The organism is Sphingomonas cynarae (assembly GCF_039537815.1).
Classification (GTDB): domain Bacteria; phylum Pseudomonadota; class Alphaproteobacteria; order Sphingomonadales; family Sphingomonadaceae; genus Sphingomonas; species Sphingomonas cynarae.
This window is the reverse complement of sequence record NZ_BAABBF010000006.1, coordinates 88,364-114,058: the sequence shown is the minus strand read 5'-3', so window position 1 is coordinate 114,058 and position 25,695 is coordinate 88,364. Positions and strand designations below refer to the sequence as shown.

The window sequence follows — 25,695 nt, the reverse complement described above, 5'->3', positions numbered from 1 at the left end:
GGAGCACCCCCGCCGCATCACGCCTTGGTCAGATGGGCCGAGATGTACTTGTTCATCTCGAACATCGTCGCGCTGTCCTTGCCGAAGACCTTCTTCAGCTTGTCGTCGGCGAGAATCTCGCGCTTGTTCTGGGGATTCTGAAGCTCCTGCTTCTTGATATATTCCCAGACCTTGCTGATGACCTCGCTGCGGGGCAGCGCATCGGCGCCGACGATCTCGCCGAGTTCGGGCGAGGGCTTGACGGGTGCGTGGATGCCCGAGCCTGCCTTGGTCTGCGTGTCGGCGGCCTTTGCGGCACCGGCTTCCTGCTTGGCTTTAGCCATCGTCTTCCTTCCTATATGATCTTTGGTCGCCCCGTTGCCGGGACTACGCTTTCTTCAGCGCGTCCGCCTTGTGCGCTGCCTTGCCGCCGTTGTCACTCTCTACGATGAACTGGGGTTCATCCTTCGAGGCACGGACTTGATGGCTCTTGATCTTCGTATCGTGGGTCACCTTCTCGACGACCTTGCCATGGGCTTCGCCGCCGTGCGATTTCCAGGTCACCTCGTCGCCCTTTTTCGGGTCATCCATCGCCTGCTCCTCTTGTATGCCGGCCATCAATCGCGGCAAGGGCATAATGGTTGCAGCATGGCGGGCGTACCCCCGCCGGCAGGATGGCGGGCATGCGCCCGCGAGGAGCGAGACATGAAGACGCGTGCCGCCGTGGCGTTCGAGGCGAAGCAGCCGCTGGAAATCGTCGAACTGGACCTCGAAGGGCCGAAGCCCGGCGAGGTGCTGGTCGAGATCATGGCGACCGGCATCTGCCACACCGATGCCTATACGCTCGACGGGCTGGACAGCGAGGGCCTGTTCCCCAGCGTGCTGGGGCATGAGGGTGCGGGGATCGTGCGCGAGGTGGGCGCGGGCGTGACCAGCGTCGCGGTCGGCGATCACGTGATCCCGCTCTACACGCCGGAATGTCGCCAGTGCAAAAGCTGCCTGTCGGGCAAGACCAACCTGTGCACCGCGATCCGCGCGACGCAGGGGAAAGGGCTGATGCCCGACGGGACGACGCGGTTCAGCTATAGAGGTCAGCCGATCTTCCATTACATGGGCTGTTCCACCTTCTCGAACTTCACCGTCCTGCCCGAGATCGCGGTGGCGAAGATCCGGCCGGACGCGCCGTTCGACACCAGCTGCTATGTCGGTTGCGGCGTCACGACCGGGGTGGGCGCGGTGGTGCATACCGCCAAGGTGCAGCCGGGCGACACCGTGGTCGTGTTCGGGCTGGGCGGGATCGGGCTGAACGTGATCCAGGGCGCGAAGCTGGCGGGGGCGAAGATGATCGTCGGCGTCGATATCAACCCGGATCGCGAGGAATGGGGCCGCCGGTTCGGCATGACCCATTTCGCCAATCCCAAGGTGGTCGGCGACATCGTGCCGCACATCGTGGCGCTGACCGATGGCGGCGCGGATTACAGTTTCGATGCGACCGGCAATACCGATGTGATGCGGCAGGCGCTGGAATGCTGCCACCGCGGCTGGGGCACCAGCATCGTGATCGGCGTGGCGGAGGCGGGCAAGGAGATCAGCACGCGCCCGTTCCAGCTGGTGACCGGGCGCAACTGGCGCGGCACCGCGTTCGGCGGCGCGCGCGGACGGACGGATACCCCGAAGATCGTCGACTGGTATATGGACGGGATGATCCAGATCGATCCGATGATCACGCACCGGCTGACGCTGGACGAGATCAACAAGGGGTTCGACCTGATGCACGCGGGCGAATCAATCCGTTCCGTCGTGATCTACTGACGATCAATCAAGGAGGGGAAGACCATGTTCAGTCACGTCATGCTCGGGGCCAACGATCTGGAAGCGTCGAAGACGTTCTACGACGCCACGCTGGGCGCGCTGGGCATCGCGCCCGGGCGCACCGATCCGGTCGGCCGGACCGCCTATCGCCATCCCGGCGGCATGTTGATGCTGACCCGGCCGATCGATGGCGAGCCGGCGTGCCACGCCAATGGCGGCACGATCGGTTTCGCCGCGTCGTCGCCCGAGGCGGTGGATGCGTGGCATGCGGCGGGCGTCGCGGCGGGCGGCACCCCGATCGAGAACCCGCCCGGCCTGCGCCAGTCGCCGTTCGGACCGCTGTACCTCGCCTATCTGCGCGATCCCGCCGGCAACAAGCTGTGCGCGATGCACCGTCCCGCCGCCGCGTGACGGATACGGGGACGGCCTATATCCTGACGCTGACCTGTCAGGACGGGATCGGGATCGTCGCGGCGGTATCGGGGGCGCTGGCAGGGATCGACGGGTTCATCCTCGACAGCCAGCAATATGCCGATCTGGAGACGGGGCGCTTCTTCATGCGCGTCGTCTTCGCCGGGGGCGGGCCAGGGTTTCCGGCGATGGCGGACGGCGTGCGCGCCGCGCTGGCCCCGGTCGCCGCGCGGTTCGGCTTCGCGTGGGAAGTGACCCCCGCCGATCACCGGCCGCGCGTGCTGGTCGCGGTGTCGAAGGGGTCACATTGCCTGAACGACCTGCTCCACCGCTGGCGTACCGATACGCTGCCGGTGGAGATCACCGGCGTCGTCTCCAACCATGACAGCCTGCGGCCGCTGGTCGAGTGGCACGGGCTGCCCTGGCACCATCTGCCGGTCGACGATGCCACGCGCAGCGCGCAGGAACAGGCGATCCTCGACCTGATGGCGGCGCAGGGGGCGGAATATCTGGTGCTGGCGCGGTACATGCAGGTGCTGGGGCCGACGCTGGTCGCCGCCCTGCCGGGGCGGTGCATCAACATCCACCACAGCTTCCTGCCCGGCTTCAAGGGCGCGCGACCCTATCACCGTGCGCATGAGCGCGGCGTGAAACTGATCGGTGCCACCGCGCATTTCGTGACCGCCGACCTGGACGAGGGGCCGATCATCGAACAGGCGGTGGAGCGGGTCGATCACCGTGCCTCCGCCGACGATCTGATCCGCATCGGCCGCGATATCGAGGCGCAGGTGCTGGCGCGCGCGGTAAGCTGGATCGGGGAACGGCGCGTGTTCCTCAACGACAACCGGACGGTGGTATTTCGATGACGACGATGACGACGGTATCCGAGGCGAAGGCGTTCGGTGGCACGCAGGGGGTGTACCGCCATGCCTCGACCGCGACGGGCACCGACATGACCTTCGCCGTCTTCGTGCCCGCGCATGAGGCCGGCGAGCGGTTGCCGGTGTTGTGGTATCTGTCGGGGCTGACCTGCACCCATGCCAATGTGATGGACAAGGGCGGCTATGCCCGCGCCTGCGCCGAACATCGTATCATGCTGGTCGCGCCCGATACCAGCCCACGTGGCGAGGGCGTGGCGGACGATCCGGCGTGGGACATGGGGCAGGGAGCGGGCTTCTATGTCGATGCCACCGAGGCGCCATGGGCGCCGCATTTCCGGATGCGGACCTATATCGAGGACGAACTGCCCGCGCTGGTCGCCGCCGAATTTCCGGTCGACATGGGCGCGCAGGCGATCACCGGCCATTCGATGGGCGGCCACGGCGCGCTGACGATCGCGCTGCGCCATCCGGACCGGTTCCGCAGCTGCACCGCCTTCGCGCCGATCGTCGCGCCGTCGCAGGTGCCGTGGGGGGAGAAGGCGCTGGGTGGCTATCTGGGGCAGGACCGGGCGGCATGGCGCGCGCATGACGCGGTGGCGATGATCGAGGACGGGGCGCGCTTCCCCGACCTGCTGGTCGATCAGGGCGAGGCGGATAATTTCCTCGCCGAACAGTTGCGGCCCGATCTGCTCGCCACCGCGTGCGCCGATGCGGGTATCGACCTGACGCTGCGGATGCAGCCGGGCTACGACCACAGCTATCATTTCATCTCGACCTTCATGGCGGACCATGTCGCCTGGGCGGCCGGGCGATTGAGGAACACCGTATGACCGCATCCGACGACGGCGACCTGGTGGAGGCGGACGGCAAGATCGCGGTGCCGCCGCATGTGGCGGCGGCGATCGAGACGCTGATCGCCTGGGCCGGCGATGATCCTGCGCGCGAGGGGCTGCGCGACACGCCCCGCCGCGTCGCGCGCGCGTGGAAGGAATATTGCGCCGGTTACGGCGAGGACCCCGGCCGCCACCTGTCGCGCGTGTTCGAGGAGGTGGGCGGCTATGACGAGATCGTGCTGCTGAAGGACATCCCGTTCCAGTCGCATTGCGAGCATCACATGGCGCCGATCATCGGCCGCGCGCATATCGCCTATCTGCCGCGCAACCATGTCGTCGGCATTTCCAAGCTGGCGCGGGTGCTGCATGGCTATGCCCGGCGATTGCAGGTGCAGGAACGGCTGACCGCCGAGGTCGCGGACTGCATCTGGACCCACCTGAAGCCGCTGGGGGTGGCGGTGGTGATCGAGGCGACCCATGCGTGCATGACCGCACGGGGCGTGCGCACCCCCGGCGTCGCGATGGTGACCAGCCGGATGATGGGCGCGTTCCGCGACGACGAGCGCAGCCGCAAGGAGGTGCTGGCGCTGATCGGTGTCGGTGGTCGGTAGGCCGCTCGCGCTCGTCACCGGTGGGTGCCGGCGGCTGGGGGCGGCGGTGGCGGCGGCGCTGGCGGGCGCGGGCTATGATCTGGCGCTGCACGGCAGCCACGATGCCGAACCGGAGCCGGCGCTGGCGGCGGTGCTGGCCGATGCGGACATGCGGTGGCATGGCTTCGTCGCGGATTTCACCGATCCGGCGACGGCGACCGATCTGTTCGGGGCGGTGGCGGCGCGGTTCGGCCGGGCGCCCGACCTGCTGGTCAACGGTGCATCCGTGTTCGGGCAGGACCGGCTGGCGGATATCGGGGTGGACGACCTGACCGGCGCCTATGCGGTGAACTGTGCGGCGGCGGTGCTGCTGGTGCAGGCGTTCGTGGCGGCCGGCGGGGCGGGGGATCGGTCGGTAGTCAACATCCTCGACCAGCGGATCGCGCATCCGCACCCCGACCAGCTATCCTATACGCTCGCCAAGCTGGGTCTGGCCGGGCTGACGCGGATCGGCGCGGCGGGCATCCGCATGAACGGGGTCGCCCCCGGCCTAACGCTGGCGACCGACGATTACGATAGCGGGCAGATGGCGCGGCTGGCTGCGATGATGCCGTTGCAACGCCTGTCGATGCCCGACGATATCGCGGCGGCGGTGCTGTTCTGCGCGGGCGCGACGGAGATGGACCGGCAGATCCTGTTCGTCGACGGCGGCGCGCATCTGGTGCCGTTCGAGCGCGATTTCATGCATCTGGCGGGATGAGATCGGGGCATTTCCGCGGATAACCTCCACTTCCCCGGCGGAGGCCGGGGTCCAGTCGGGAAAGCCGTGGTGGGGTATAACAGCCCTTCATCCAACTGGGCCCCGGCCTCCGCCGGGGAGGTATATTCGGGGTAGGTCGGCGCAGCTATCCACGACCGTTCCGGAGCATGGCCCCCTCAGTCCCCGATCTTCTCGCGTTGCCTGTCGGCCCAGGTCTTGCCTTCCTCGCCGCCCCACAGCAGCCAGGCGATATAGCCGGCGGAGGGGTTTTCCTCGTCGCCCCAGTCGTGGGACTTGGCGTCCTTGTCGACGTCGTGGCGGGCGAAATAGCTGTGCATCGACTTGACGTCCTCGTCGGACATCGGACCGCCGTCAATTATCTGTCTGGCGCGCTTCACCCCGACATCGGTGCCGCCCCGGTTGAATTTATCGCGCAGGTCGATGCCCTTTTGCGCGTTGTCGGCCATTTTCTTCGTGGGCTTGTGTTCGTTCGGCATCGGTTCGTCTCCCGGACATCCGGGAGACGAACCGGCCGCGCCGACGGGGGTTCCGTCAGGCGCGGTTGGCGGCGCTCAATACCGCGCGGACGCTGGCGGTGGCGATGTCGCTGTCCAGACCGACGCCGAACACGATGCGGCCATCGTCGGTGCGGCATTCGACATAGGCGGCGGCCTGCGCATCGGCACCATGGCCGATCGCGTGTTCGCTATAATCGATCACGTCGAGGTTCGGCCCCGTCTCGCCCAGCGCGGCGATCACGCCGGAGATCAGGCCGTTGCCGCGCCCGGAGATCGACCGTTCCTCGCCATCCACCGCGACGCGCCCGACGAACAGCCGCTGACCGGCGGTGCCCGTCTCCTCGTAATCGCGCAGCACGAAGCGATCATCGGGACGCGGCAGGTAGGTCGCCTCGAACCGGCCCCAGATATCCGCCGCGCCCAGTTCGCGGCTGGTCTCGTCCGCCAGCGCCTGCACATGGCGGCTGAAATCGGCCTGGAGGCGCTTGGGCAGTTTCAGCCCGCGATCCTGCTCGATCACCCAGGCGACGCCGCCCTTGCCGCTTTGCGAGTTGACGCGGATCACGGCTTCGTAGCTGCGGCCGAGATCGGCGGGGTCGATCGGCAGATAAGGGACTTCCCAGAAACCGTCGTTGCGGGCTCCTTGTGCCGCGAACCCCTTCTTGATCGCATCCTGGTGCGACCCGGAAAAGGCGGTGAAGACCAGATCGCCGGCATAGGGCGTGCGCGGATGCACCGGCAGGTTGGTGCAATACTGGATCGTGTTCACCACCGCGTCGATATCCGACAGGTCGAGCCGGGGATCGACCCCTTGCGTGTAGAGATTGAGCGCGACCGTCACGAGATCGCAATTGCCCGTCCGCTCGCCATTGCCGAGCAGGCAGCCCTCAACCCGGTCGGCCCCCGCCATCATCCCCAGTTCGGCGGCGGCGACGCCGGTGCCGCGATCGTTATGGGTGTGGAGCGAGATGACGCAGGCGTCGCGATGACGAATGTGGCGCCCGAACCATTCGATCTGGTCGGCATAGACGTTGGGCGTCGCACATTCGACCGTGGCGGGCAGGTTGAAGATGATCGGCGCGTCGGGCGTCGGTTGCAGCACGTCCATCACCGCCTCGCACACCTCCACCGAGAAATCGAGTTCGGCGGTGGAGAAGGTTTCGGGGCTGTATTCGAACTGCCAGCGCGTGTCGGGGCGCTTCGCCGCCTCGTCGCGCAGCACCTTCGCGCCGTCGATCGCGATCTGCTTCACCTGTTCGCGGGTCATGCCGAACACGATCTTGCGCCACGCGGGGGACACCGCGTTGTAGAGGTGGACGATCGCGGTCTTCGCCCCGGCCAGCGAGGCGAAGCTGGTTTCGATCAGGTCGCGGCGCGACTGGGTGAGCACCTGGATCGCGACATCGTCGGGGATGCGGCCGGTCTTCACCAGCCCGGAAATGAAGTCGAACTCGGTCGCGCCGGCGGAGGGGAAGCCGACCTCGATCTCCTTCAGCCCGACCTGCACGAGCAGGTCGAACAGCCGGGTCTTCTTTTCAGCGTCCATCGGATCGATCAGCGCCTGATTGCCGTCGCGCAGGTCGGTCGACAGCCAGCGGGGCGCGCGGGTGATGGTGCGCGACGGCCATTGCCGGTCGGGCAGGTCGATCGGCGGAAAGGGTCGGTATTTGGTCGAGGGATCGCGGAGCATGGTGATTTCCCGGATGTGACGCCGCGGCACCGTATCACGGTCGCGGTCGATCATGGCGCTATGGGTAGGATAAGGCCCTTAGGGAAACGCGCATGGAAACGACGCCACCCTAAGGGCGGATAAGTCGCAGGCAGGGCAGCGCGTTCAGCATCCGGTGCATCATGCCGCCGGGCCGCGCACTTGTCCACCGATGCCCGTGCCGTGGCAACAATTCGTTAGCTTCAGGGCAGCTAAGTCGATGAAGAAATAAGGAATTTCGACATGCGCCAGTTGCTCTACATCAGTACCGTCCACCGCGCGGTCGCCACGACGATCGACCCTGCGACGATCCTGGCGGCGTCGCGGCGCAACAATGCGCGCGACCGGATCACCGGGCTGCTGTTCTTCAACGGCAAACGCTTCCTCCAGGTGCTGGAGGGCGAGGAGGCGATCGTCGATACGACGTTCAGGCGCATCCAGCAGGACGAGCGGCATTACGGATTGGTCGTGCTGTCGAACCGCGAGGTGGCGGTGCGCGAATTCGGGGAATGGGCGATGGCCTATCACGCCCCCGGCGCGGGTGGGCAGGGAGGCGATCCGGCCACGCTGGACCGGATCGCCTCGCTGGCCGCCCATGCCGCGCCCGACGTGCGGGCGACGTTCGAGGGGCTGGCCGCCAGCGCCCGCACGGCCTGACCGGCCGGCGGGCGCCGACCGGTTTACTTCGCGGCGAACGCGGCGTTGATCGTCAGATCGACCTTGTCGGAGACGACCGGCGCCGCCATGCCGAGCCCGAAATCGCTACGCTTGATCGATCCGGTCGCGCGGAAGCCGAAGTTCAGCTTCTTGCTCATCGGATTGTTGCCCGCGCCGACGAAGGTCGCCTGCAGGGTGACAGGCTTGCTGACGTTCTTGATCGTCAGGTTGCCGACGATCGTCGCGCCATTGCCGCTGGAGCGGACGCTGGTGGACACGAAACGGGCGGTGGGGTTGGCCTCCGCATCGAAGAAGTCCTTCGACTTGAGGTGCTTGGTGAAGCCCTCCGAGGTAGTGGACAGCTGATCGACCGCGAAGGTCACATCGACCTGGGTCGCGCTCAACCGGGCGGGATCGATGGTGATCGATCCGGCGGTGGCGCCGAACTGACCCTCCAGCAGCGAAAAGCCCATATGGTTGACCTGCCACGTCACCTGCGTGTGGTTGGGGTCGACCTGATAGGTGCCGGCGGTGATCAGTGCCCGGTTCGGCGTGCCGGGCGTGCCGGTCTGGGCAACGACCGGGGCGGCGATCAGCATGATGGCGGTGGCGATGGCGATACGCATGTCGGTAAACTCCCTGTTGACCCGCGGGACCGTGGCGGGCGGGGAGGGTGCCGTCAAACGCCGTTGCGACAACGATCCGTTTCGCAAGGAGCGCGGCAGGATGGATCGCGCCCGCGACCCATCCTGCCGTCCGTTCAGTTCTTCGCCTTGTCGACCAGCTTGTTGGCGCCGATCCACGGCATCATCGCGCGCAGTTCGGCCCCGGTCTTCTCGATCGGGTGGGCGGCGGCGAGGCTGCGTGCGGCCTTCAGTTCCGGCTGGCCGGCGCGGTTGTCGAGAACGAAGTTCTTGACGAAGCGGCCCGACTGGATGTCGGCGAGCACGCGCTTCATCTCCTTCTTCGTCTCGTCGGTGATGATCCGCGGGCCGGTGGTGATGTCGCCATATTCGGCGGTGTTCGAGATCGAATAGCGCATGTTGGCGATGCCGCCCTCGTACAGCAGGTCGACGATCAGCTTGGTTTCATGCAGGCATTCGAAATAGGCCATTTCCGGCGCGTATCCGGCCTCGGTCAGCGTTTCGAAGCCCGCCTGGATCAGATGGGTGATGCCGCCGCAGAGCACGGCCTGCTCACCGAACAGATCGGTTTCGCATTCCTCGCGGAAATTGGTCTCGATGATCCCGGAACGGCCGCCGCCGACACCCGATGCATAGGCGAGCGCGACGTCGTGCGCGTTGCCGCTGGCATCCTGATGGATCGCGATCAGGCAGGGGACGCCGCCGCCGCGGACATATTCGCTGCGCACGGTGTGGCCCGGACCCTTGGGCGCGATCATGATGACGTCGATGTCCTTCGGCGGCTCGATCAGGCCGAAATGCACGTTCAGGCCGTGCGCGAAGGCGAGGGCGGCGCCGGGCTTCATGTTGCCCTTCAGATCGTTTTCCCAGATCGCGGCCTGATGCTCGTCGGGGGCGAGGATCATCAGGATGTCGGCCCAGCCGGCGGCGGCGGCGTTGGACATCACCTGGAAACCGGCGTCGGCCGCCTTCTTCGCGGTGGCCGATCCGTCGCGCAGCGCGATCGCGACCTGCTTCACGCCCGAATCGCGCAGGTTCTGCGCATGGGCATGGCCCTGCGAGCCGTAACCAATGATCGCGATCTTCTTGTCGGCGATGAGGTTAAGATCGGCGTCGCGATCGTAATAGACTTTCATGGTCTTCGTCCCTTTTTTTGATCGTTCCCCGGGGGGAACGGTAGATAATCAGGCGGCGTCGCGGCCGCGGGCGATGGCGACGATCCCGGTGCGGGCGACCTCGACCAGGCCGACCTCGCGCATCAGCTCGACGAACTTGTCGATCTTCTGGAACGAGCCCGTCACCTCGAACACGAAGCTGGAGGTGGTGGCATCGACCACCCGGCCACGATACACCTCGGCCAGCCGCATCGCCTCGATCCGCTTCTCGCCGACCCCGGCGACCTTCACCAGCGCCAGTTCGCGTTCGACGTGATCGCCCTCGACCGTGAGATCGACGACCTTGTGGACCGGCACCAGCCGGTCGAGCTGCGCCATGATCTGTTCCATCACCGGCGGCGACGCGCTGGTGACGATGGTGATCCGGCTGACCGCCTTGTCGTCGCTGATCTCCGACACGGTCAGGCTGGCGATGTTGTAGCCGCGCGCGGTGAACAGGCCGGCGATCCGGGCGAGGATGCCGGGTTCGTTGTCGACGATCACGGCCAGCGTGTGGCGTTCGGCTGCTTCGGTCTTGATGTGCATATCGATCTCTCTCTCCTCCCGCTGGCGGGAGAGGTCGGGGGAGGGCTGTTGGTGGATCGGTGCGCGGCGGTCAGACCAGCGCCTTGGCCTCGTCGTCCATCTCGCCGGACACTTCGTTGGCCTGCAGGATCATGTCGGTATGCGCCGCGCCCGACGGGATCATCGGGAAGCAGTTGGTCAGTTTCGACACCATGCAATCGACCATCACCGGCCCGTCATGCGCCAGCATGTCGGCGATGCCGGCGTCGAGCTGGTCCATCGTCTCGATCCGGATGCCCTTCCAGCCATAGGCTTCGGCCAGCTTGACGAAATCGGGCAGCGATTCGCTATAGCTTTCCGAATAGCGCGACGAATAGGTCAGTTCCTGCCACTGGCGGACCATCCCCATATATTCGTTGTTCAGAATGAAGACCTTGACCGGCAGGCGGTACTGGCCGGCGGTGGCCAGTTCCTGGATGTTCATCTGGATCGATGCCTCACCCGCGATGTCGATCACCAGCGCACCGGGATTGCCGAGCTGCGCGCCGATCGCGGCGGGCAGGCCGTAGCCCATCGTGCCGAGCCCGCCCGAGGTCAGCCACTTGTTGGGCGCGTCGAAGCCGAAATGCTGGGCGGCCCACATCTGGTGCTGCCCGACCTCGGTCGTGATGATCGGCTCGCGCGCGTGGGTCGCCTCGTACAGCGCACGCACCGCGCGCTGCGGCATGATCTCGGTGCCGTTGCCTTCGGGGAAGTCGAGGCAGCGTTTCGCGCGCCAGCCGGCGATCCGCGCCTGCCATTCGGTCAGGTCGGGCCTGGGATGCTGGCGCGCCTTCCACACGCGGACCATGTCCTCCATCGCGTGGCCGGCATCGGCGATCACCGCAAGGTCGACACGGACGTTCTTGTTCACGCTCGACCGGTCGATATCGATATGGACCTTGCGGCTGTTGGGGCTGAACGCATCCAGCCGGCCGGTGACGCGATCGTCGAAGCGGCTGCCGATCGCGAGGACCAGATCGGCCTCGTTCATCGCCATGTTCGCTTCATAGGTGCCGTGCATCCCCAACATCCCCAGCCATTGCGGGCCGCTGGCCGGATAGGCGCCCAGTCCCATCAACGTCGAGGTGACGGGCGCACCGGTCAGCCGCACCAGTTCGCGCAGCATCTGCGACGCGGCGGGGCCGGAATTGATGATGCCGCCGCCGGTGTAGAACACCGGGCGCTCCGCCGCCGCCAGCATGTCGACGACGGTTTCGATCGCCTTCGGATCGGCCTTCACCTGCGGGCGATAGGTCTTGTGCTGGATCGGGCCGGGCTTCTGGTATTTCGCGGTCGCGACCTGCACGTCCTTGGGGATGTCGACGACGACCGGGCCGGGTCGGCCGGAGGTGGCGATGTGGAACGCCTCGTGGATCACCGCGCCCAGCCTGGCCGGGTCCTTCACCAGATAGTTATGCTTGGTGCAGTGGCGGGTGATGCCGACGGTATCCGCTTCCTGGAACGCATCGGTGCCGATTAGCGCGGTCGGCACCTGACCGGTGATGACGACCATCGGGATCGAATCAAGCAGCGCGTCGGTGATGCCGGTGACGGCATTGGTCGCGCCGGGGCCGGAGGTGACGAGAACGACGCCGGGCTTGCCGGTCGACCGCGCATAGCCCTCCGCCGCATGAGTCGCCGCCTGTTCGTGACGGACGAGGATGTGCTTGATCCGGCCGGACCGGAACAGCGCGTCGTAGATCGGCAGCACGGCGCCGCCGGGATATCCGAACACGATCTCCACACCGAGATCGCATAGCGCCTCGACGAGGATGTCGGCTCCGCTTCGCTCGGTCATGGTTATCTCTTTCGGTGATGGAAGAAGGTGGGGTGGCGCTAGAGGGGTAAGCACCAGCCGTCAACCCCTGCTATCGCAATAAAACATCTATTACGCCGTCTATAGAGTCATTTTCTGTCGCGATATGCCATTCTGACGGTGGTTGATTGCGGAACCAGGTATATTGGCGCTTGGCATAGCGGCGGGTGTCGTGGCGCAGCCGGGCCAGCGCGTCGTCGCGCGACAGCCGTCCGGCAAGATGATTGGCCAGCGCCGCGACCCCGATCGCGCGGCGGACAGGGGCGTCGGCGGGAATGTCCGCGCGGATCGTGAGCGCCGCCACTTCGGCCAGCGCATCGTCCATCATCGCCGCCGCGCGCGCATCGATCCGGGACAGCAGCAGGTCGCGCGGCGGCAGCAGCCGGATCGGGGCCAGCCGGATCGCGTCGCCGATCCCGCCGACCCGTTCCGCCTGCCAGTCCGCCAGCGGCCGGCCGGTCGAGCGCACCACCTCCAGCGCGCGGGCGACCCGCGTCGTATCGGTGGGGGCGAGGCGGGCGGCGGCGGCCGGGTCCTCGATCGACAACAGCCGGTGCGCCGCCGCGACTGGCAACGCACGCACGGCGGCGCGGATGCCCCCATCGATCTCCGGCACCGGTGCGATGCCGTCGAGCAGGGTCCGCAGGTACAGCCCGGTGCCGCCGACCAGCACCGGCAACCGTCCATCGGCATGGATCGCTGCGATGGTGGACCGCGCCTCAGCGGCCCAGCGGGCGGCGGAGTAGCCGGTATCGGCGCCGTCGACATGACCGAACAGGCGATGCGGTACGCGCGCCTCGTCGTCGGGCGACGGTCGGGCGCTGAGCACGCGCAGGTCGCGATAGACCTGACTGGCATCGGCGTTGACGACGACGCCGTCATGCGCCGTCGCCACCGCGATCGCGGCGGCGGACTTGCCGCTGGCGGTCGGCCCTGCGATGAGTGCGACGCTGGGGAATGGGGGAATTGCGATGTTCACGGCGACGCTGATAGCAGCCAATGGCCTGCCTGGGGGAGACGTGTCGGCGGCGGCGGACCGGCTGGCGGCGGCGGGGTGCAGGCCGTCGGCACCGCGCTGGATCGATGCCGATGCGACGGTCGATATTGATTTCACCGGTGATTCCCTGGCGGCCCGGGCATCGCTGGAAGGCGTCTTCGCGGGGGTCGATCTGGTCGTGCAGCCCCGCGCGGGGCGGCGCAAGGCCCTGCTGATCGCCGACATGGACTCGACGATGATCACCGTCGAATGCATCGACGAACTGGCCGATTATGCCGGCATCAAGGCGCAGGTCGCCGAGGTGACCGAACGCGCGATGCGCGGCGAGCTGGATTTCGAGGGGGCGCTGGACGCTCGTGTCGCGCTGCTGGCGGGGCTGGACGAAGGGGCGATCGACCGCTGTCTGGCGGAACGGGTGCGCAACATGCCCGGCGCGGTGCCACTGGTCCGCACGATGCGGGCGGGCGGGGCGCTGGCGATCCTGGTGTCGGGCGGCTTCACCCGCTTCGCCGAACCGGTCGCCGCCCGGATCGGGTTCGACCGCGCGATCGCCAACCGCCTGCTGGTGGCCGATGGCCGGCTGACGGGCGAAGTCGCCAAGCCGATCGTCGGCGCCGCCACCAAGGAGGCGACCCTGCGCGCCGCCATCACCGAACGCGGGCTGACGGCGGCGCAGACGCTGGCGGTGGGCGACGGCGCCAACGACCTGCCGATGATCCGCGCGGCGGGCCTCGGCGTCGCCTATCATGCCAAGCCGATCGTCGCCGCCGCGGCGGCGGCGCGGATCGAGCATGGCGACCTGACCGCGCTGTTATGGGCGCAGGGTATCCCCAGGGCGGAATGGGTCAGCGAATAGGCGGCTGAAGCCGGACGGCACCGGCTTGATCCATGCCATCGCTACGCTCGCAATGACGGATCGGCAGGTTGCTCTACAGCGCCCGGCCGCCCTTCCACAGCCGCAGCACGCGGCCCTGCACGGGCAGGCCGTCGAAGGGGGTGTTCCCGGCGGAGGCGAACGCCTCGCCGTCGATCCGCCATGGTGCGCCGTCGTCGAACAGGACGAGATCGGCGGGCTGACCCATCGCCAACCGGCCGGTATCGATCCCCAGTATCCGTGCCGGATTGGCGGCGAGCAGCGTGAACAGGCGGTCGAGCGTGACCAGCCCGTCGCGCACCAGCATCAGCGCCAGCGGCAGCAGCGTCTCCGCGCCCGCCATGCCCGCGGCGGCATCGGCGAAGGGCAGGCGCTTTTCCTCGGCCCCATGGGGATCGTGGCCGGAGGCGATCACGTCGATCGTCCCGTCCGCCACCGCCGCCAGACAGGCGCGCCGGTCCGCCTCGTCGCGCAGGGGCGGCGAGAGATGGGCGAAGGTGCGGAAATCGCTCATCGCGATATCCGACAGGTGAAGATGCGCGGGCGTGATCCCGCAGGTGACGGGGACGCCGCGCCGCTTCGCCGCCCGGATCAGGTCGATCGCGGCGGCGGTGGTGACCTGCCGGATATGCAGGCGTGCGCCCGTTTCCTCGGCCAGCATCAGGTCGCGCGCCACCGCCAGCGCCTCGGCGATCGCGGGTGCGGCGGGCAGGCCGAGACGGGTCGCGGTTTCGCCGGTCGTCGCGACCGCACCGGCGGTCAGCCCGCCATCTTCGGCATGGGTGACGACCGCCAGATCGAGATCGCGGGCGTAGGACAGGACGCGCGCCATGACCTGCGCATCGGCGATCCAGCCGCGCCCGGTGGCGACGGCATGGGCGCCGGCCTGCTGGCAGAATGCCATCTCGGCCAGTTCGCTGCCCGCCAGCCCGCGCGTGGCGGCGGCGAGGGGGTGAATCCACAGATCGGGGCGCCCGACCAACGCGGCCCGCTGGACGATGCCGGGATCGTCCAGCACCGGCGACTGATCGGGCATCAGCGCGATACGGACGATGCCGCCGCGCCGGCACGCCTCACGATCGACACCGAACACGCCGAGATCGACGATCGCGGGGGCGAGCAGCCTGCCGCGTCCATCGACGACCGCCGCATCCGCCGGCACGTCGACCGCGCCGATCGCGGCGATGACGCCGTCCCGCACCAGCAGCGTGCCGGTTTCGACCCGGTCGGGCAGCACCAGCCGGACATCGGTGATCGCCAGCACGCTCATGCCCAGCCCTCCACGCCGCGCGCCCGGCGGGTGAGGACGTCGAGGCACGCCATCCGCACCGCCACGCCCATCGCCACCTGTTCGGTGATCGCCGATTGCGGCCCGTCCGCCACCACCGAATCGATCTCGATCCCCCGGTTCATCGGGCCGGGATGCATCACCAGCGCATCGGGCTTCGCGCACTTCAGCCGTTCCGGCGTCAGGCCGTAGCGCAGCCGGAATTCGCGGGGGGAGGGGACGTAGCCGCCGTCCATCCGCTCGTTCTGGAGGCGCAGCATCATCACCACGTCCGCCCCCTCCAGCGCCGCATCGAAATCGGTGAAGGGCTGGACGAACATCCGCTCGATCGCGGGCGGCATCAGGGTGGAGGGCGCGCAGACCCGCACCTCGGCGGCCAGCGCAGTGAGCGACAGGATGTTCGACCGTGCGACGCGGCTGTGCAGCAGATCGCCGCAGATCACCACGCGCTGCCCGGCGATGCTGCCGCGTCGCCGCCGGATCGTCAGCGCGTCGAGCAGCGCCTGGGTGGGGTGTTCGTGGCGGCCGTCGCCGGCGTTCAGCACCGGACAGTCGACCTTGTCCGCAATCAGCTTCACCGCGCCCGAACTCATGTGGCGGATGACGAGCACGTCGGCGCGCATCGCGTTCAGCGTCTGCGCGGTGTCGATCAGCGTCTCGCCCTTCTTCACCGAACTTTGCGCGGCGTGCATGTTGACCACGTCGGCGCCCAGCCGCTTCCCCGCGATCTCGAACGACAGCAGCGTCCGCGTGCTGTTCTCGAAAAAGGCGTTGATCTGGGTGAGGCCGGCGAGGGGCGCGTCGCCGCGCGCATGGGTACGGTTCGCCTCCACCCAGCGGTCCGCCTCGTCGAGAAGGAACGCGATCTCGTGCGGTTGCAGCCCCTCGATCCCGGTCAGGTGCCGGTGCGGGAAGACGGCGGACCCTGCGATCAGGGCGGCGGGGCGGTGATCGGACGGCGACAGCATCGTCGCGGCGGGTAGCGAAGCCCGCCGCACGGGGCAAGCGAGCTTGCTCAGGGTCCGTTTGGAAACTCGCGAAAGGGCGAGTTTCACAGGCGGTGCCGTAAAACGCGCCTCGGCGCGTTTTCAAACAGACTCTCAGACCTGTTCGTCGACGACCGTCCCGACCGGGGTGGAGACGTTCTGCCCGCCATGGTCGTCATAGGGGCCGTCGACGCCGAACCGTTCGCGCATCCGGTCGAGCAGCGCGGCGGCCGCGCTTCCGCGCGGCGTGGACCGAGCCTTCGTTTCAGCCGGGGCCTGCCGGTTCGGGCCGGCCGGGTCGCGATCGTCGCGGTCGACCTCCGCATCGGCAACGGTCGCATCGGCGCCCGTTGCATCGGCGCCCGTTGCATCGGCGATCGTCCGGTCGAACAGCCGGATCATCTCCGCCGCATCGTCCGGATCGATCGTGCCGGCACGGACCTGACTCTGCACCAGCCAGTCGAACTTGTAGCGCAACGTGGTTTCCGCACCCCGTTCGCGCCCGTCGTCGGGCTGGTCCCGGCCGGACTGGTCCTCGCCGGAATCTCCCTGCGCGAAGGATCTTTCGGGCTCGGCCACCGGGCGAACCGGGGCGACGCCGGTCATGGCGGCTGACGGGGTATTCCCCGTGACGGGTGTCATCATGTTCATCGCGGACGGCCCTCTTCGCAAACGGCTGCACCCGTGACTGTAGCCGCCAACTCGTTGACGATTCGTCAGGAAACATGGTGTACGGCGCGCGGGTCCCGCGCGCCGCCCTGTGATCAGGCAGCGACCAGCGCGTCGATCGCGGCCTGCAGGATATGGGCGGCGGCGAGATTGTCGATCCGCTCGGCCCGCTTGGCACGGCTCATGTCCTGCTCGATCATGAACCGCTCCACCGCGACGGTCGACCAGCGTTCGTCCCACAGCAGGACCGGGCCGAGATCGTCGAGCAGCCGCGCCATGCTGCGTGTCGCCTGCGAGCGGGGACTCTCGGTGCCGTCGAGGTTGAGGGGGAGGCCGACGACGAGGCCACGGACATGCTGCGCCGTCATCAGGTCGACCAGTTGCGCCTTGTCCTTCGCGAATTTCGTGCGACGGATCAGCAGCGCCGGGCTGGCGAAGCTCCAGCCGGCATCACACAGCGCGGTGCCGATCGTCTTCGTCCCCACATCCAGCCCGATCAGCCGGCCGCCATCGGGCAGGGCGGCGCGGAATATCGCGCGATCGGTGGTGATCATCGTCTTTTCCCCGACGCGCGCTTCGCCGCCTTTTTCACCGGGCGCCATGCCGCCAGCCGTCGGCCCGCATCCGCCCGCACGTTCGCCCAGAACAGGCTGTAGTCATAGACGTGGTAGTTGTTGCCCGGCAGCACATAGGGGCCGACATCGGGCGCCTCGCCGATGAACAGGAACCCGCGCTCGCCGCAGCGGGCGGGGACGCGGGCGGGCGTCAGATCGGCGGTCGACAGGTCGGCGGCCGGGAACAGCGTGCCCAGATTGGCGGTCGCCGGCGCGGTCGCGTCGGCGGTGCCGGTCAGGGGGTTGGTGCAGACCATCGGCGTGCCGCGGCGTGGCTGGCCGTCGAAACCGCGCGTCATGTCATAGGTGTCGACGATCAGCGACAGGTCGGCGGGTTCGGCGAAGCTTTCCCACGACAGCAGGCAACCGGCCTGATCGGCGGCGGTGCATTCCGGCAGGCCCATGCGCGGCAGATCGGTGGCGCGCGATACCGGCCAGCCGACGACATAGGCGGCGACGATCCGGCGGGCGAGCGTCGGGTCCTTCGCCACCCGGTCGCGCAGCAGCCGCGTCAGGTGCAGCGCGCCCTGGCTGTGGCCGGCAAGGATGATCGGCCGGTCGGCCGCGATCTGCCGCAGGAAACTGTCGAACGCGGCATCCACGTCCTCATACGCCAGTTGCAGCGCCCGTTCGGCATCGGCGACGCTGGTCAGGAAGGCGCCGAACGTCGCCTGACGGTAACGGGGCGCCCAGATCTCGCCCGCCTCGTTGAAGGCGCTCGCCTGGCCACGCAGGAACAGCGCGGCGCGATCGTTGGTCTCGGCATCGTCGATCGGCGCGTTCCAGTGGTCGCGGCTGACATAGGAGGTGGGGTGGATGAAGAAGATCGCCGCCCCGCCCGGCGTGGCGCGCGGGGCGAAGCCGGCGGGTGTCCACAGGGCGGGGTTGCCGGGCAGATCGGGGCGGGCGAGCCACATCGCGCGATCGTCATACGCCTTGCCCGGCACATCGGGCTGCGCCCTGAATTCCTCCTTGGGAACCAGCGTCATGCGGATCAGGTCGTTGCCGTAGAACCGGTACGTCAGGGCACCCGCGATGGCGAGCACGATCAGCCCCGCGACCAGATACAGGAATTTGCGCGCCACCCATTCACTCCGTTCCGGCGTCTCCTGCCGCACCCGGCGGATACGCGCAATCGCGATGGTGCAGCGCAAAAGCGTTGCGCGCCCGGGATGCGCGATGCTAGCCGCAATGGCATGTCCGTCGACACCGCCACCGTCAAGAAGATCGCCAGCCTCGCCAGGCTCGCCATCACCGATGAGGATGCGAGCCGCCTCGCCCCCGAACTCGGCAACATCCTCCACTGGATCGAGCAGCTCGAACAGGTCGATACGCAAGGGGTCGAGCCGATGACGGCGGTGATCCCCAACAGCCTGCGGCTGCGCGACGACGTGGTGAACGCCGATCCGCTGACGGGCGGCGGCATCCGCGACCTGTTGATGAAGAACGCGCCGCAGGCCGAACACGGCTTCTTCACGGTGCCCAAGGTGATCGAATAGCATGACCGACCTGACCGATCTGGGTATCGCCGCCATCCGCGACGGCTTTCGCGCGGGCGATTTCACCGCGCGTGAAGTGGCGGAGGCGTTCAACGCCAACGTCGCCGCCGCCGACGCGCTCAATGCCTTCCTCGTCAAGACGCCCGACCACGCGCTGGCCGCCGCCGACGCCGCCGATGCCGCGCGTGCCGCCGGTGACGCGCCGAAGCCGCTGGCCGGCGTGCCGATCGGGATGAAGGACCTGTTCTGCACCACCGGCGTCGCGACGACGGCGGCGAGCCATATCCTCGAAGGCTTCGTGCCTCCCTACGAATCGACCGTCTCGCAGAATCTGTGGGACGCGGGTGCGGGGATGCTCGGCAAGCTGAACATGGACCAGTTCGCGATGGGATCGTCGAACGAGACCAGCGCGTTCGGCAACGTCATCTCGCCGTGGCGGCGTAACGACGGCGGCAACGCCGCGCTGGCGCCGGGCGGTTCGTCGGGCGGGTCGTCGTCGGCGGTCGCGGCCCGGCTGTGCCCGGGCGCGACCGGCACCGATACCGGCGGCTCGATCCGCCAGCCCGCCGCCTTCACCGGGATCAGCGGGATCAAGCCGACCTATGGCCGCTGCTCGCGCTGGGGCACGATCGCCTTTGCCTCGTCGCTCGACCAGGCTGGGCCGATGGCGCGCGACGTGCGCGACTGCGCGATCATGCTGGGCGCGATGGCGGGGTTCGACCGCAAGGACGCGACCTCGCTGCAGCTCGACGTGCCGGCATGGGAAGCGGGCCTGTCCGCAAACCTGACCGGCAAGCGGATCGGCATCCCGAAGGAATACCGCGTCGACGGGATGCCCGCCGAGATCGAGGCACTGTGGCAGCAGGGCATCGACTGGCTGCGCGATGCCGGGGCGGAGATCGTCGAGGTATCGCTGCCGCATACGACATATGCGCTGCCCGCCTATTACATCATCGCGCCCGCCGAGGCGTCGTCCAACCTCGCCCGCTATGACGGGGTCCGCTACGGCCTGCGCGACCTGCCGGAGGGAGCGGGGTTGCAGGACATGTACGCCGCGACCCGCGCCGATGGTTTCGGCGACGAGGTGAAGCGCCGGATCATGATCGGCACCTATGTGCTGTCGGCCGGCTTCTACGACGCCTATTACACGCAGGCGCAGAAGGTGCGGACGCTGATCGCCCGCGATTTCGAGCGGGCATGGGAACAGTGCGACCTGTTGCTGACGCCGACCGCGCCATCGGCCGCCTTCGGGTTGGGCGAGAAGTCGGACGATCCGATCGCGATGTACCTCAACGACGTGTTCACCGTGCCGTCGTCGCTGGCGGGATTGCCGGCGATGAGCGTGCCGGGCGGACTGGATCATCAGGGCCTGCCGCTCGGCCTCCAGATCATCGGCCGGCCGCTCGACGAGCAGGGCGTACTGAACGCCAGCCTCGCGATCGAGGAGCGTGCGGGCTTCGTCGCCCGGCCGGACCGCTGGTGGTAGAAGCGGGGGGGCGTCGCCCCCGGCTCTACGTGCATCTTCCGTTCGGCCGCAACGTGGTGAAATACCGGAAGCAGTTCGAGGAAGGGACCGAGCCCGACGAAAGCCCCTATGGCTTTCACCGCGCCGCCGAGTGCGGATTCGACGTGACCTATTCGGACGACGATTTCCGGCCGCTGTCGCGCAAGATCGCGCGATGGGACGAACGGACGATCCGGCTCGACATGCCCCATGCGCTGTTCAACCGGCGGCGGATGGCGGCGGCGGATATTATCGTCACCATGTCCGAATGGGACGCGATGGCGGCGCAGTTGCTGATGGTGATGGGCCTCGTGCCGCGCAAGCCGATCATCGGCACCGCGATCTGGGTGATCGACTGGTGGGAGTCGCTCAACGCCGGGCGGCAGTTCCTGTATCGCAACCTGTTGAAGCGCATCCCGCTGCTGCTGACGCATACGCAGCCCTGCCTCGACGCGTGCCGGCGCAGGCTGCCCGACGTGAACGCCGCGCTGATGCATTTCGGTATCGCCGCCGAGAACTTCGCTCCCCATGCGGCCGAAGGGGATGCGCGCGGCGTGACGCGCATCGTCGCGGCGGGCAACGACATGACCCGCGACTGGCAGGTACTGCTGGATGCGTTCGGCAACGATCCGGATTACGAGCTGGTCATCATGAACCGGGAACTGCCCGACGATCTGCTGACGAAGTACAGCAACCTGACGATCCCGCGCAGCCCGCCGCTGGCCGAATGGCGTCGCCTGTATGCCAGCGCGACCTATATCGCGGTGCCAATGCGCGATAACATCTATTCCGGGATCACCGTCGCGCTGGAGGCGATGGCGATGGGCATCCCCGTCATCGCCTCGCGCACCGGCGGCGTGCCGACCTATATGGCGGAGGACGAGGCGCTGTTCGTGCCCCCCGGCGATGCCGCGGCATGGAAGACGGCCGCCCGGTCGCAAACGCCGGACGAACGGCGCGCGATGGCGGAACGGGCGCAGGCGCGGTTCCGCCGCGACGATTATTCGACACTGGGTATGATGCGCCGATACGCGCGGTTCAGCGCGCCGTTGATCGGCCGCGAAGAGAAGAATGGACGGATCGATGGCTGAGCAGGCGTATATGGTCGAGGGCGCGACGGGCGCGTGGGAGGTCGTGATCGGCCTGGAAGTCCATGCGCAGGTGACGTCGCAGGCGAAGCTGTTCTCCGGCGCGGCGACCGCGTTCGGGGCGGAACCGAACACGCAGGTGTCGCTGGTCGACGCGGCGATGCCGGGGATGTTGCCGGTGCCCAATGCCGAATGCATCCGGCAGGCGGTGCGTACCGGCATGGCGATCGGCGCGACCATCAACAAATGGTCGCGGTTCGATCGCAAGAACTACTTCTACGCCGATCTGCCGCAGGGCTATCAGATCAGCCAGCTCTATCACCCGCTGGTCGGCGAGGGGGCGATCGACATCGCGCTCGACGAGAAAGATCCGGACGGTTCGCAGAAATCGATCGGGGTGGAGCGCATCCATGTCGAGCAGGATGCCGGCAAGCTGATGCATGACCAGCATCCGACCCGATCCTATGTCGATCTCAACCGGTCGGGCGTGGCGCTGATGGAGATCGTCAGCCGCCCGGACATGCGCTCGCCCGCCGAGGCGGGGGCCTATCTGCGCAAGCTGCGCTCGATCCTGCGCTATGTCGGGTCTTGCGACGGCAACATGGAGGAAGGCTCGATGCGCGCGGACGTGAACGTCAGCGTGCGCAAACCCGGCGACGAACTCGGCACCCGGACCGAAACGAAGAACGTCAACTCGGTCCGCTTCGTGATGGCGGCGATCGAGTACGAGGCGCGCCGGCAGGTCGAGGTGCTCGAATCGGGCGGCCGCATCGTGCAGGAAACCCGGCTGTTCAACGTCGAGAGCGGCACCACCCGGTCGATGCGGTCGAAGGAAGACGCGCATGATTACCGGTACTTCCCCGATCCCGACCTGTTGCCGCTGGAACTGGAGGACGCGTTCCTCGACGATTGCCTCGCGTCGCTGCCGGAACTGCCCGATGCCAAGCGCCGCCGTTATCAGGCGCTGGGCATCAGCGCCTATCAGGCGGACGTGCTGACCGCCGAGGTGGAGAGCGCGCGCTGGTTCGATACCCTGCTGGATGCGGGCGCGGAGCCGGTGCGTGCGGCGAACTGGGTGACGTCGGAACTGTTCGGCGCGCTCAACCGGCTGGGCCGCTCGATCGTCGACAGCCCGGTGGGGCCGGCGCAGGCGGCGGAACTGCTGGCGCTGGTCGCGGACGGGACGCTGTCGGGCAGCCTCGCCAAGCAGGTGTTCGAGGTGATGCTGGACACCGGCGACGCGCCGTTCAGGATCGTCGAGGAGCGTGGCCTGAAGCAGACCAGCGACACCGGCGCGATCGAGGCGGTGATCGCCGAGGTGATCGCGAAGAACCCGAACCAGCTGGGCCAGTATCGCGGCGGCAAGGAAACGCTGTTCGGCTTCTTCGTCGGCCAGACGATGAAGGCGATGGGCGGCAAGGCCAATCCGGCGGTGGTCAACGAATTGCTGAAGAAGGCGCTGGCGGGGTGAATGGATAAGGTCGGCCCTTATCCTGCATTCCTTCCCGGCGGAGGCCGGGGTCCAGTAGGGCAAGGGCCGATGATGGAACGCGAAGGTCCGCCCAACTGGACCCGGCCTCCGCCGGGGAGGGATATGGGTTTGTAAGGAAGACACTGAACGGGAGAGCGGCGATGCGGTGGATGCTGACGATGGCGCTGGGGCTGGTGGCGATGCCCGCCGTTGCACAGGTGACGCCGCCTGCCGCGCAACCGGCCACGTCACCGCTGCCGCGCGTCGCGATCGTCACCAGCGCCGGCCGGATCGTGGTGGAGGCGGATACGCGAGCCGCGCCGGTCAGCGCGAACAACTTCCTGCGCTATGTCGACCAGCGCCGGCTGGACGGCACGAACTTCTACCGGGTGGTGAAGGTCGCGCACAAATTCGGGTTCGTGCAGTTCGGGTCGAACGGCGATGGCAAGCGCTCGCTGCCGCCGATCAGGCATGAGCCGACGAGCACGACCGGGCTGAAACATCTGGACGGCACCCTGTCCACCGCGCGCCTGGCCCCCGGCACCGCACGGGGCGAGTTCACCGTTTCGGTCGGCGACCAGCCGTCGTTCGATGCGGACCCCACCCGGCCCGGCGACAATCAGGGCTATGCCGCGTTCGGCCGGATCGTCGAGGGGATGGACGTCGTGCTGCGAATCTTCGATGCGCCCGTTTCGCCCGACAAGACGGTGCGCGGTGCCTTCAAGGGCGAGGTGCCGAGCGCACCGGTCACGATTCTCACCGCGCGGCGGCTGCCGGTCACGCCCTGAGCGAAACGAACGGGCTGGCGAAACCGGCCGGCATCGGGCAAGCGGGCGGGCATGAAGCACGCCCTTTCCGTCACGCGCGAGGCGGACTTTGCCGCCTGGTATCAGTCCGTCATCACCGAAGCCGACCTTGCCGAGGAATCCGGCGTCCGCGGCTGCATGGTCATCCGCCCCTGGGGCTATGGCATCTGGGAACGCATCCAGCGGCTGCTCGACGACCGGATCAAGGCGACCGGGCACGAGAACTGCTATTTCCCGCTGTTCATCCCGCTCTCCTATTTCGAGAAGGAGGCGGAGCATGTCGAGGGGTTCGCCAAGGAGATGGCGGTCGTCACGCATCACCGGCTGGTGGCGGACGGCAAGGGCGGGCTGATGCCCGATCCCACCGCAAAGCTGGAGGAGCCACTGGTCGTGCGGCCGACGTCGGAAACGGTGATCGGCACCGCCTTTTCGCGCTGGGTGCAGTCATGGCGCGACCTGCCCGTGCTCATCAACCAGTGGGCGAACGTGGTGCGGTGGGAGATGCGGACGCGGATGTTCCTGCGCACCACCGAATTCCTGTGGCAGGAAGGCCATACCGCCCATGCCAGCGCCGACGAGGCGGTGGAGGAGACGTTGCGGATGCTGGAGGTGTACCGCGAATTCTCCGAAACATGCCTCGGCGTGCATGTGATCGCGGGTGAGAAGCCGGAGAACGAGCGGTTCCCCGGCGCGGTCTCGACCTATTCGATCGAGGCGATGATGCAGGACGGCAAGGCGCTGCAGGCCGGCACCAGCCATTTCCTCGGCACCAATTTCGCCCATGCCCAGAATATCAAGTTCCAGAACAGCGCGGGCGAGTTCGAACTGGCGAATACCACCAGCTGGGGCGTGTCGACGCGGATGATCGGCGGCGTCATCATGGTCCACGGCGACGACGACGGGCTGCGCGTGCCGCCGGCGATCGCGCCGTGGCAGGTGGTGATCGTGCCGATGCTGCGCGACCAGCCGGAGGACGCGTCGATCGTGGAGTATTGCCGTAGCCTGCAAAAGGAACTGGCGGCGCAATCGGCGTTGGGCGAACCGGTGCGCGCGCTGCTCGACCTGAAATCCGCCAAGGCCGCGACCAAGCGCTGGGGCTGGGTGAAGAAGGGCGCGCCGATCGTGATCGAGGTCGGCGGGCGCGACGTGGCGGGCGGCAACGTCTCCGTCATCCGTCGCGACCGGCTGTACCGCGAGGACGGCAAGCTCGATTCGGCGGTGATGCCGCGCGGCGATCTGGTGGCGGGCGTCGCGCAGACGCTGGCCGATATCCAGGCGACGCTGCTGGCGCAATCAACCGAGCGGCTGCGGGCGCAGATCGTGCCGGTCGACGATTTCGCCACCGTCGAGGCGCATTTCGCCGACAGCGTCAAAAACCCCGGCTGGGTCGATGTCCGCTGGTCGAAGCCGACCGGCGCGGCGCTCGATACGGTGGTGGAACGGCTGAAGGCGTTGAAGCTGACGATCCGCAACGCGCCGCTGGGCCAGACGCATGGCGATCACGGCCCCTGCATCTTCACCGGCGAGCCGGCGGTGGAGCGCATCCTGGTCGGGCGGGCATACTGACGG

Annotated in this window: 28 protein-coding genes; 14 read left to right on the top strand and 14 right to left on the bottom strand. The window is 67.8% G+C overall.

From position 1 onward, the window contains the following. Positions 1-17: 17 nt before the first annotated feature. Together ABD719_RS13540 and ABD719_RS13535 are read right to left on the bottom strand one after the other, a co-directional pair. Positions 18-323, bottom strand: coding sequence for an SWIB/MDM2 domain-containing protein (locus ABD719_RS13540; protein ID WP_192124631.1), 306 nt, complete (start codon positions 321-323; stop codon positions 18-20). A 43-nt stretch (positions 324-366) separates the two neighbouring features. Then, the gene (locus ABD719_RS13535) at positions 367-570 is read right to left on the bottom strand and encodes a hypervirulence associated TUDOR domain-containing protein (protein ID WP_192124633.1); all 204 of its coding nucleotides are present in this window, start codon (positions 568-570) and stop codon (positions 367-369) included. A 114-nt stretch (positions 571-684) separates the two neighbouring features. On the opposite strand from ABD719_RS13535, the gene ABD719_RS13530 reads away from it, so the two are divergent. Genes ABD719_RS13530 through ABD719_RS13505 form a run of 6 tightly spaced genes read left to right on the top strand, consistent with a single transcriptional unit; the run spans position 685 to position 5,266 of the window. After that, the gene (locus tag ABD719_RS13530; protein WP_344693917.1) at positions 685-1,791 is read left to right on the top strand and encodes an S-(hydroxymethyl)glutathione dehydrogenase/class III alcohol dehydrogenase; all 1,107 of its coding nucleotides are present in this window, start codon (positions 685-687) and stop codon (positions 1,789-1,791) included. A gap of 24 nt (positions 1,792-1,815) precedes the next feature. Then, positions 1,816-2,202 (top strand): VOC family protein, encoded by a 387-nt coding sequence (locus ABD719_RS13525; RefSeq protein ID WP_344693916.1) that lies wholly within the window; start codon positions 1,816-1,818, stop codon positions 2,200-2,202. A gap of 20 nt (positions 2,203-2,222) precedes the next feature. Beyond that, complete coding sequence (purU, locus tag ABD719_RS13520) at positions 2,223-3,068, top strand: formyltetrahydrofolate deformylase (protein WP_344694030.1); 846 nt, start codon at positions 2,223-2,225, stop codon at positions 3,066-3,068. Continuing rightward, the gene (fghA, locus tag ABD719_RS13515; RefSeq protein ID WP_344693915.1) at positions 3,065-3,913 is read left to right on the top strand and encodes an S-formylglutathione hydrolase; all 849 of its coding nucleotides are present in this window, start codon (positions 3,065-3,067) and stop codon (positions 3,911-3,913) included. The genes purU and fghA overlap by 4 nt, the downstream gene beginning before the upstream one ends. Next, on the top strand, positions 3,910-4,527 hold the full coding sequence (folE, locus tag ABD719_RS13510) for a GTP cyclohydrolase I FolE (RefSeq protein ID WP_344693914.1): 618 nt from the start codon (positions 3,910-3,912) through the stop codon (positions 4,525-4,527). The genes fghA and folE overlap by 4 nt, the downstream gene beginning before the upstream one ends. Continuing rightward, positions 4,511-5,266, top strand: a complete 756-nt coding sequence (locus ABD719_RS13505) for an SDR family oxidoreductase (protein ID WP_344693913.1) — start codon at positions 4,511-4,513, stop codon at positions 5,264-5,266. The genes folE and ABD719_RS13505 overlap by 17 nt, the downstream gene beginning before the upstream one ends. A 176-nt stretch (positions 5,267-5,442) precedes the next feature. Here ABD719_RS13505 and ABD719_RS13500 read toward each other — a convergent pair whose 3' ends face one another. Further along, positions 5,443-5,733 carry a hypothetical protein gene (locus tag ABD719_RS13500; RefSeq protein ID WP_344693912.1) on the bottom strand — a complete coding sequence of 97 codons (291 nt, stop codon included), beginning with the start codon at positions 5,731-5,733 and terminating at the stop codon, positions 5,443-5,445. Positions 5,734-5,818: 85 nt separating this feature from the next. Beyond that, the gene (gene leuA, locus ABD719_RS13495) at positions 5,819-7,474 is read right to left on the bottom strand and encodes a 2-isopropylmalate synthase (protein WP_344693911.1); all 1,656 of its coding nucleotides are present in this window, start codon (positions 7,472-7,474) and stop codon (positions 5,819-5,821) included. A 261-nt stretch (positions 7,475-7,735) separates the two neighbouring features. On the opposite strand from leuA, the gene ABD719_RS13490 reads away from it, so the two are divergent. Then, positions 7,736-8,149, top strand: a complete 414-nt coding sequence (locus ABD719_RS13490) for a BLUF domain-containing protein (RefSeq protein ID WP_344693910.1) — start codon at positions 7,736-7,738, stop codon at positions 8,147-8,149. A gap of 23 nt (positions 8,150-8,172) precedes the next feature. Here the strand turns inward: ABD719_RS13490 and ABD719_RS13485 are convergent, their stop codons facing one another. From ABD719_RS13485 to miaA, 5 genes are all read right to left on the bottom strand, one after another. Continuing rightward, positions 8,173-8,775: a YceI family protein gene (locus ABD719_RS13485; RefSeq protein WP_344693909.1), complete on the bottom strand. Its 603-nt coding sequence runs from the start codon at positions 8,773-8,775 to the stop codon at positions 8,173-8,175. Between the two features lie 134 nt (positions 8,776-8,909). Beyond that, on the bottom strand, positions 8,910-9,929 hold the full coding sequence (gene ilvC / locus ABD719_RS13480; protein ID WP_192124653.1) for a ketol-acid reductoisomerase: 1,020 nt from the start codon (positions 9,927-9,929) through the stop codon (positions 8,910-8,912). Positions 9,930-9,977: 48 nt separating this feature from the next. Then, positions 9,978-10,493 carry an acetolactate synthase small subunit gene (gene ilvN, locus ABD719_RS13475; RefSeq protein WP_192124655.1) on the bottom strand — a complete coding sequence of 172 codons (516 nt, stop codon included), beginning with the start codon at positions 10,491-10,493 and terminating at the stop codon, positions 9,978-9,980. A 70-nt stretch (positions 10,494-10,563) separates the two neighbouring features. Next, a complete protein-coding gene (locus tag ABD719_RS13470) occupies positions 10,564-12,312 on the bottom strand; it encodes an acetolactate synthase 3 large subunit (protein WP_344693908.1) in 1,749 nt (582 codons plus the stop codon). Between the two features lie 70 nt (positions 12,313-12,382). After that, positions 12,383-13,309, bottom strand: coding sequence for a tRNA (adenosine(37)-N6)-dimethylallyltransferase MiaA (gene miaA / locus ABD719_RS13465; RefSeq protein WP_344693907.1), 927 nt, complete (start codon positions 13,307-13,309; stop codon positions 12,383-12,385). Between miaA and serB the strand changes: the two genes are divergently transcribed. Beyond that, complete coding sequence (gene serB, locus ABD719_RS13460; protein WP_344693906.1) at positions 13,302-14,183, top strand: phosphoserine phosphatase SerB; 882 nt, start codon at positions 13,302-13,304, stop codon at positions 14,181-14,183. The genes miaA and serB overlap by 8 nt on opposite strands. A gap of 73 nt (positions 14,184-14,256) precedes the next feature. On the opposite strand, the gene ABD719_RS13455 is transcribed toward serB, so the two are convergent. The 5 genes from ABD719_RS13455 to ABD719_RS13435 form a co-directional block, all read right to left on the bottom strand. Next, positions 14,257-15,471: a dihydroorotase gene (locus tag ABD719_RS13455; protein ID WP_344693905.1), complete on the bottom strand. Its 1,215-nt coding sequence runs from the start codon at positions 15,469-15,471 to the stop codon at positions 14,257-14,259. Then, positions 15,468-16,457, bottom strand: a complete 990-nt coding sequence (locus ABD719_RS13450) for an aspartate carbamoyltransferase catalytic subunit (RefSeq protein WP_344694029.1) — start codon at positions 16,455-16,457, stop codon at positions 15,468-15,470. The genes ABD719_RS13455 and ABD719_RS13450 overlap by 4 nt, the downstream gene beginning before the upstream one ends. A 132-nt stretch (positions 16,458-16,589) precedes the next feature. Beyond that, positions 16,590-17,126 carry a hypothetical protein gene (locus ABD719_RS13445; RefSeq protein ID WP_344693904.1) on the bottom strand — a complete coding sequence of 179 codons (537 nt, stop codon included), beginning with the start codon at positions 17,124-17,126 and terminating at the stop codon, positions 16,590-16,592. A 113-nt stretch (positions 17,127-17,239) separates the two neighbouring features. Next, positions 17,240-17,698 carry a Holliday junction resolvase RuvX gene (gene ruvX, locus ABD719_RS13440; protein ID WP_344693903.1) on the bottom strand — a complete coding sequence of 153 codons (459 nt, stop codon included), beginning with the start codon at positions 17,696-17,698 and terminating at the stop codon, positions 17,240-17,242. After that, positions 17,695-18,843, bottom strand: a complete 1,149-nt coding sequence (locus tag ABD719_RS13435) for a DUF3089 domain-containing protein (protein ID WP_344693902.1) — start codon at positions 18,841-18,843, stop codon at positions 17,695-17,697. Before ABD719_RS13435 ends, ruvX begins: the two co-directional genes overlap by 4 nt. A gap of 111 nt (positions 18,844-18,954) precedes the next feature. Between ABD719_RS13435 and gatC the strand changes: the two genes are divergently transcribed. From gatC to ABD719_RS13405, 6 genes are all read left to right on the top strand, one after another. Then, positions 18,955-19,257 (top strand): Asp-tRNA(Asn)/Glu-tRNA(Gln) amidotransferase subunit GatC, encoded by a 303-nt coding sequence (gene gatC / locus ABD719_RS13430; protein ID WP_344693900.1) that lies wholly within the window; start codon positions 18,955-18,957, stop codon positions 19,255-19,257. Between the two features lies 1 nt (position 19,258). Continuing rightward, positions 19,259-20,743, top strand: coding sequence for an Asp-tRNA(Asn)/Glu-tRNA(Gln) amidotransferase subunit GatA (gene gatA, locus ABD719_RS13425; protein WP_344693898.1), 1,485 nt, complete (start codon positions 19,259-19,261; stop codon positions 20,741-20,743). A 29-nt stretch (positions 20,744-20,772) separates the two neighbouring features. Continuing rightward, positions 20,773-21,852: a glycosyltransferase family 4 protein gene (locus ABD719_RS13420; protein WP_344693897.1), complete on the top strand. Its 1,080-nt coding sequence runs from the start codon at positions 20,773-20,775 to the stop codon at positions 21,850-21,852. Beyond that, a complete protein-coding gene (gatB, locus tag ABD719_RS13415; protein ID WP_344693896.1) occupies positions 21,845-23,320 on the top strand; it encodes an Asp-tRNA(Asn)/Glu-tRNA(Gln) amidotransferase subunit GatB in 1,476 nt (491 codons plus the stop codon). Before ABD719_RS13420 ends, gatB begins: the two co-directional genes overlap by 8 nt. Positions 23,321-23,481: 161 nt before the next feature. After that, entirely contained in the window at positions 23,482-24,108 is a 627-nt protein-coding gene (locus tag ABD719_RS13410; protein WP_344693895.1) for a peptidylprolyl isomerase, read from the top strand. A 51-nt stretch (positions 24,109-24,159) separates the two neighbouring features. Next, a complete protein-coding gene (locus ABD719_RS13405) occupies positions 24,160-25,692 on the top strand; it encodes an aminoacyl--tRNA ligase-related protein (RefSeq protein ID WP_344693894.1) in 1,533 nt (510 codons plus the stop codon). Positions 25,693-25,695 lie beyond the last annotated feature (3 nt).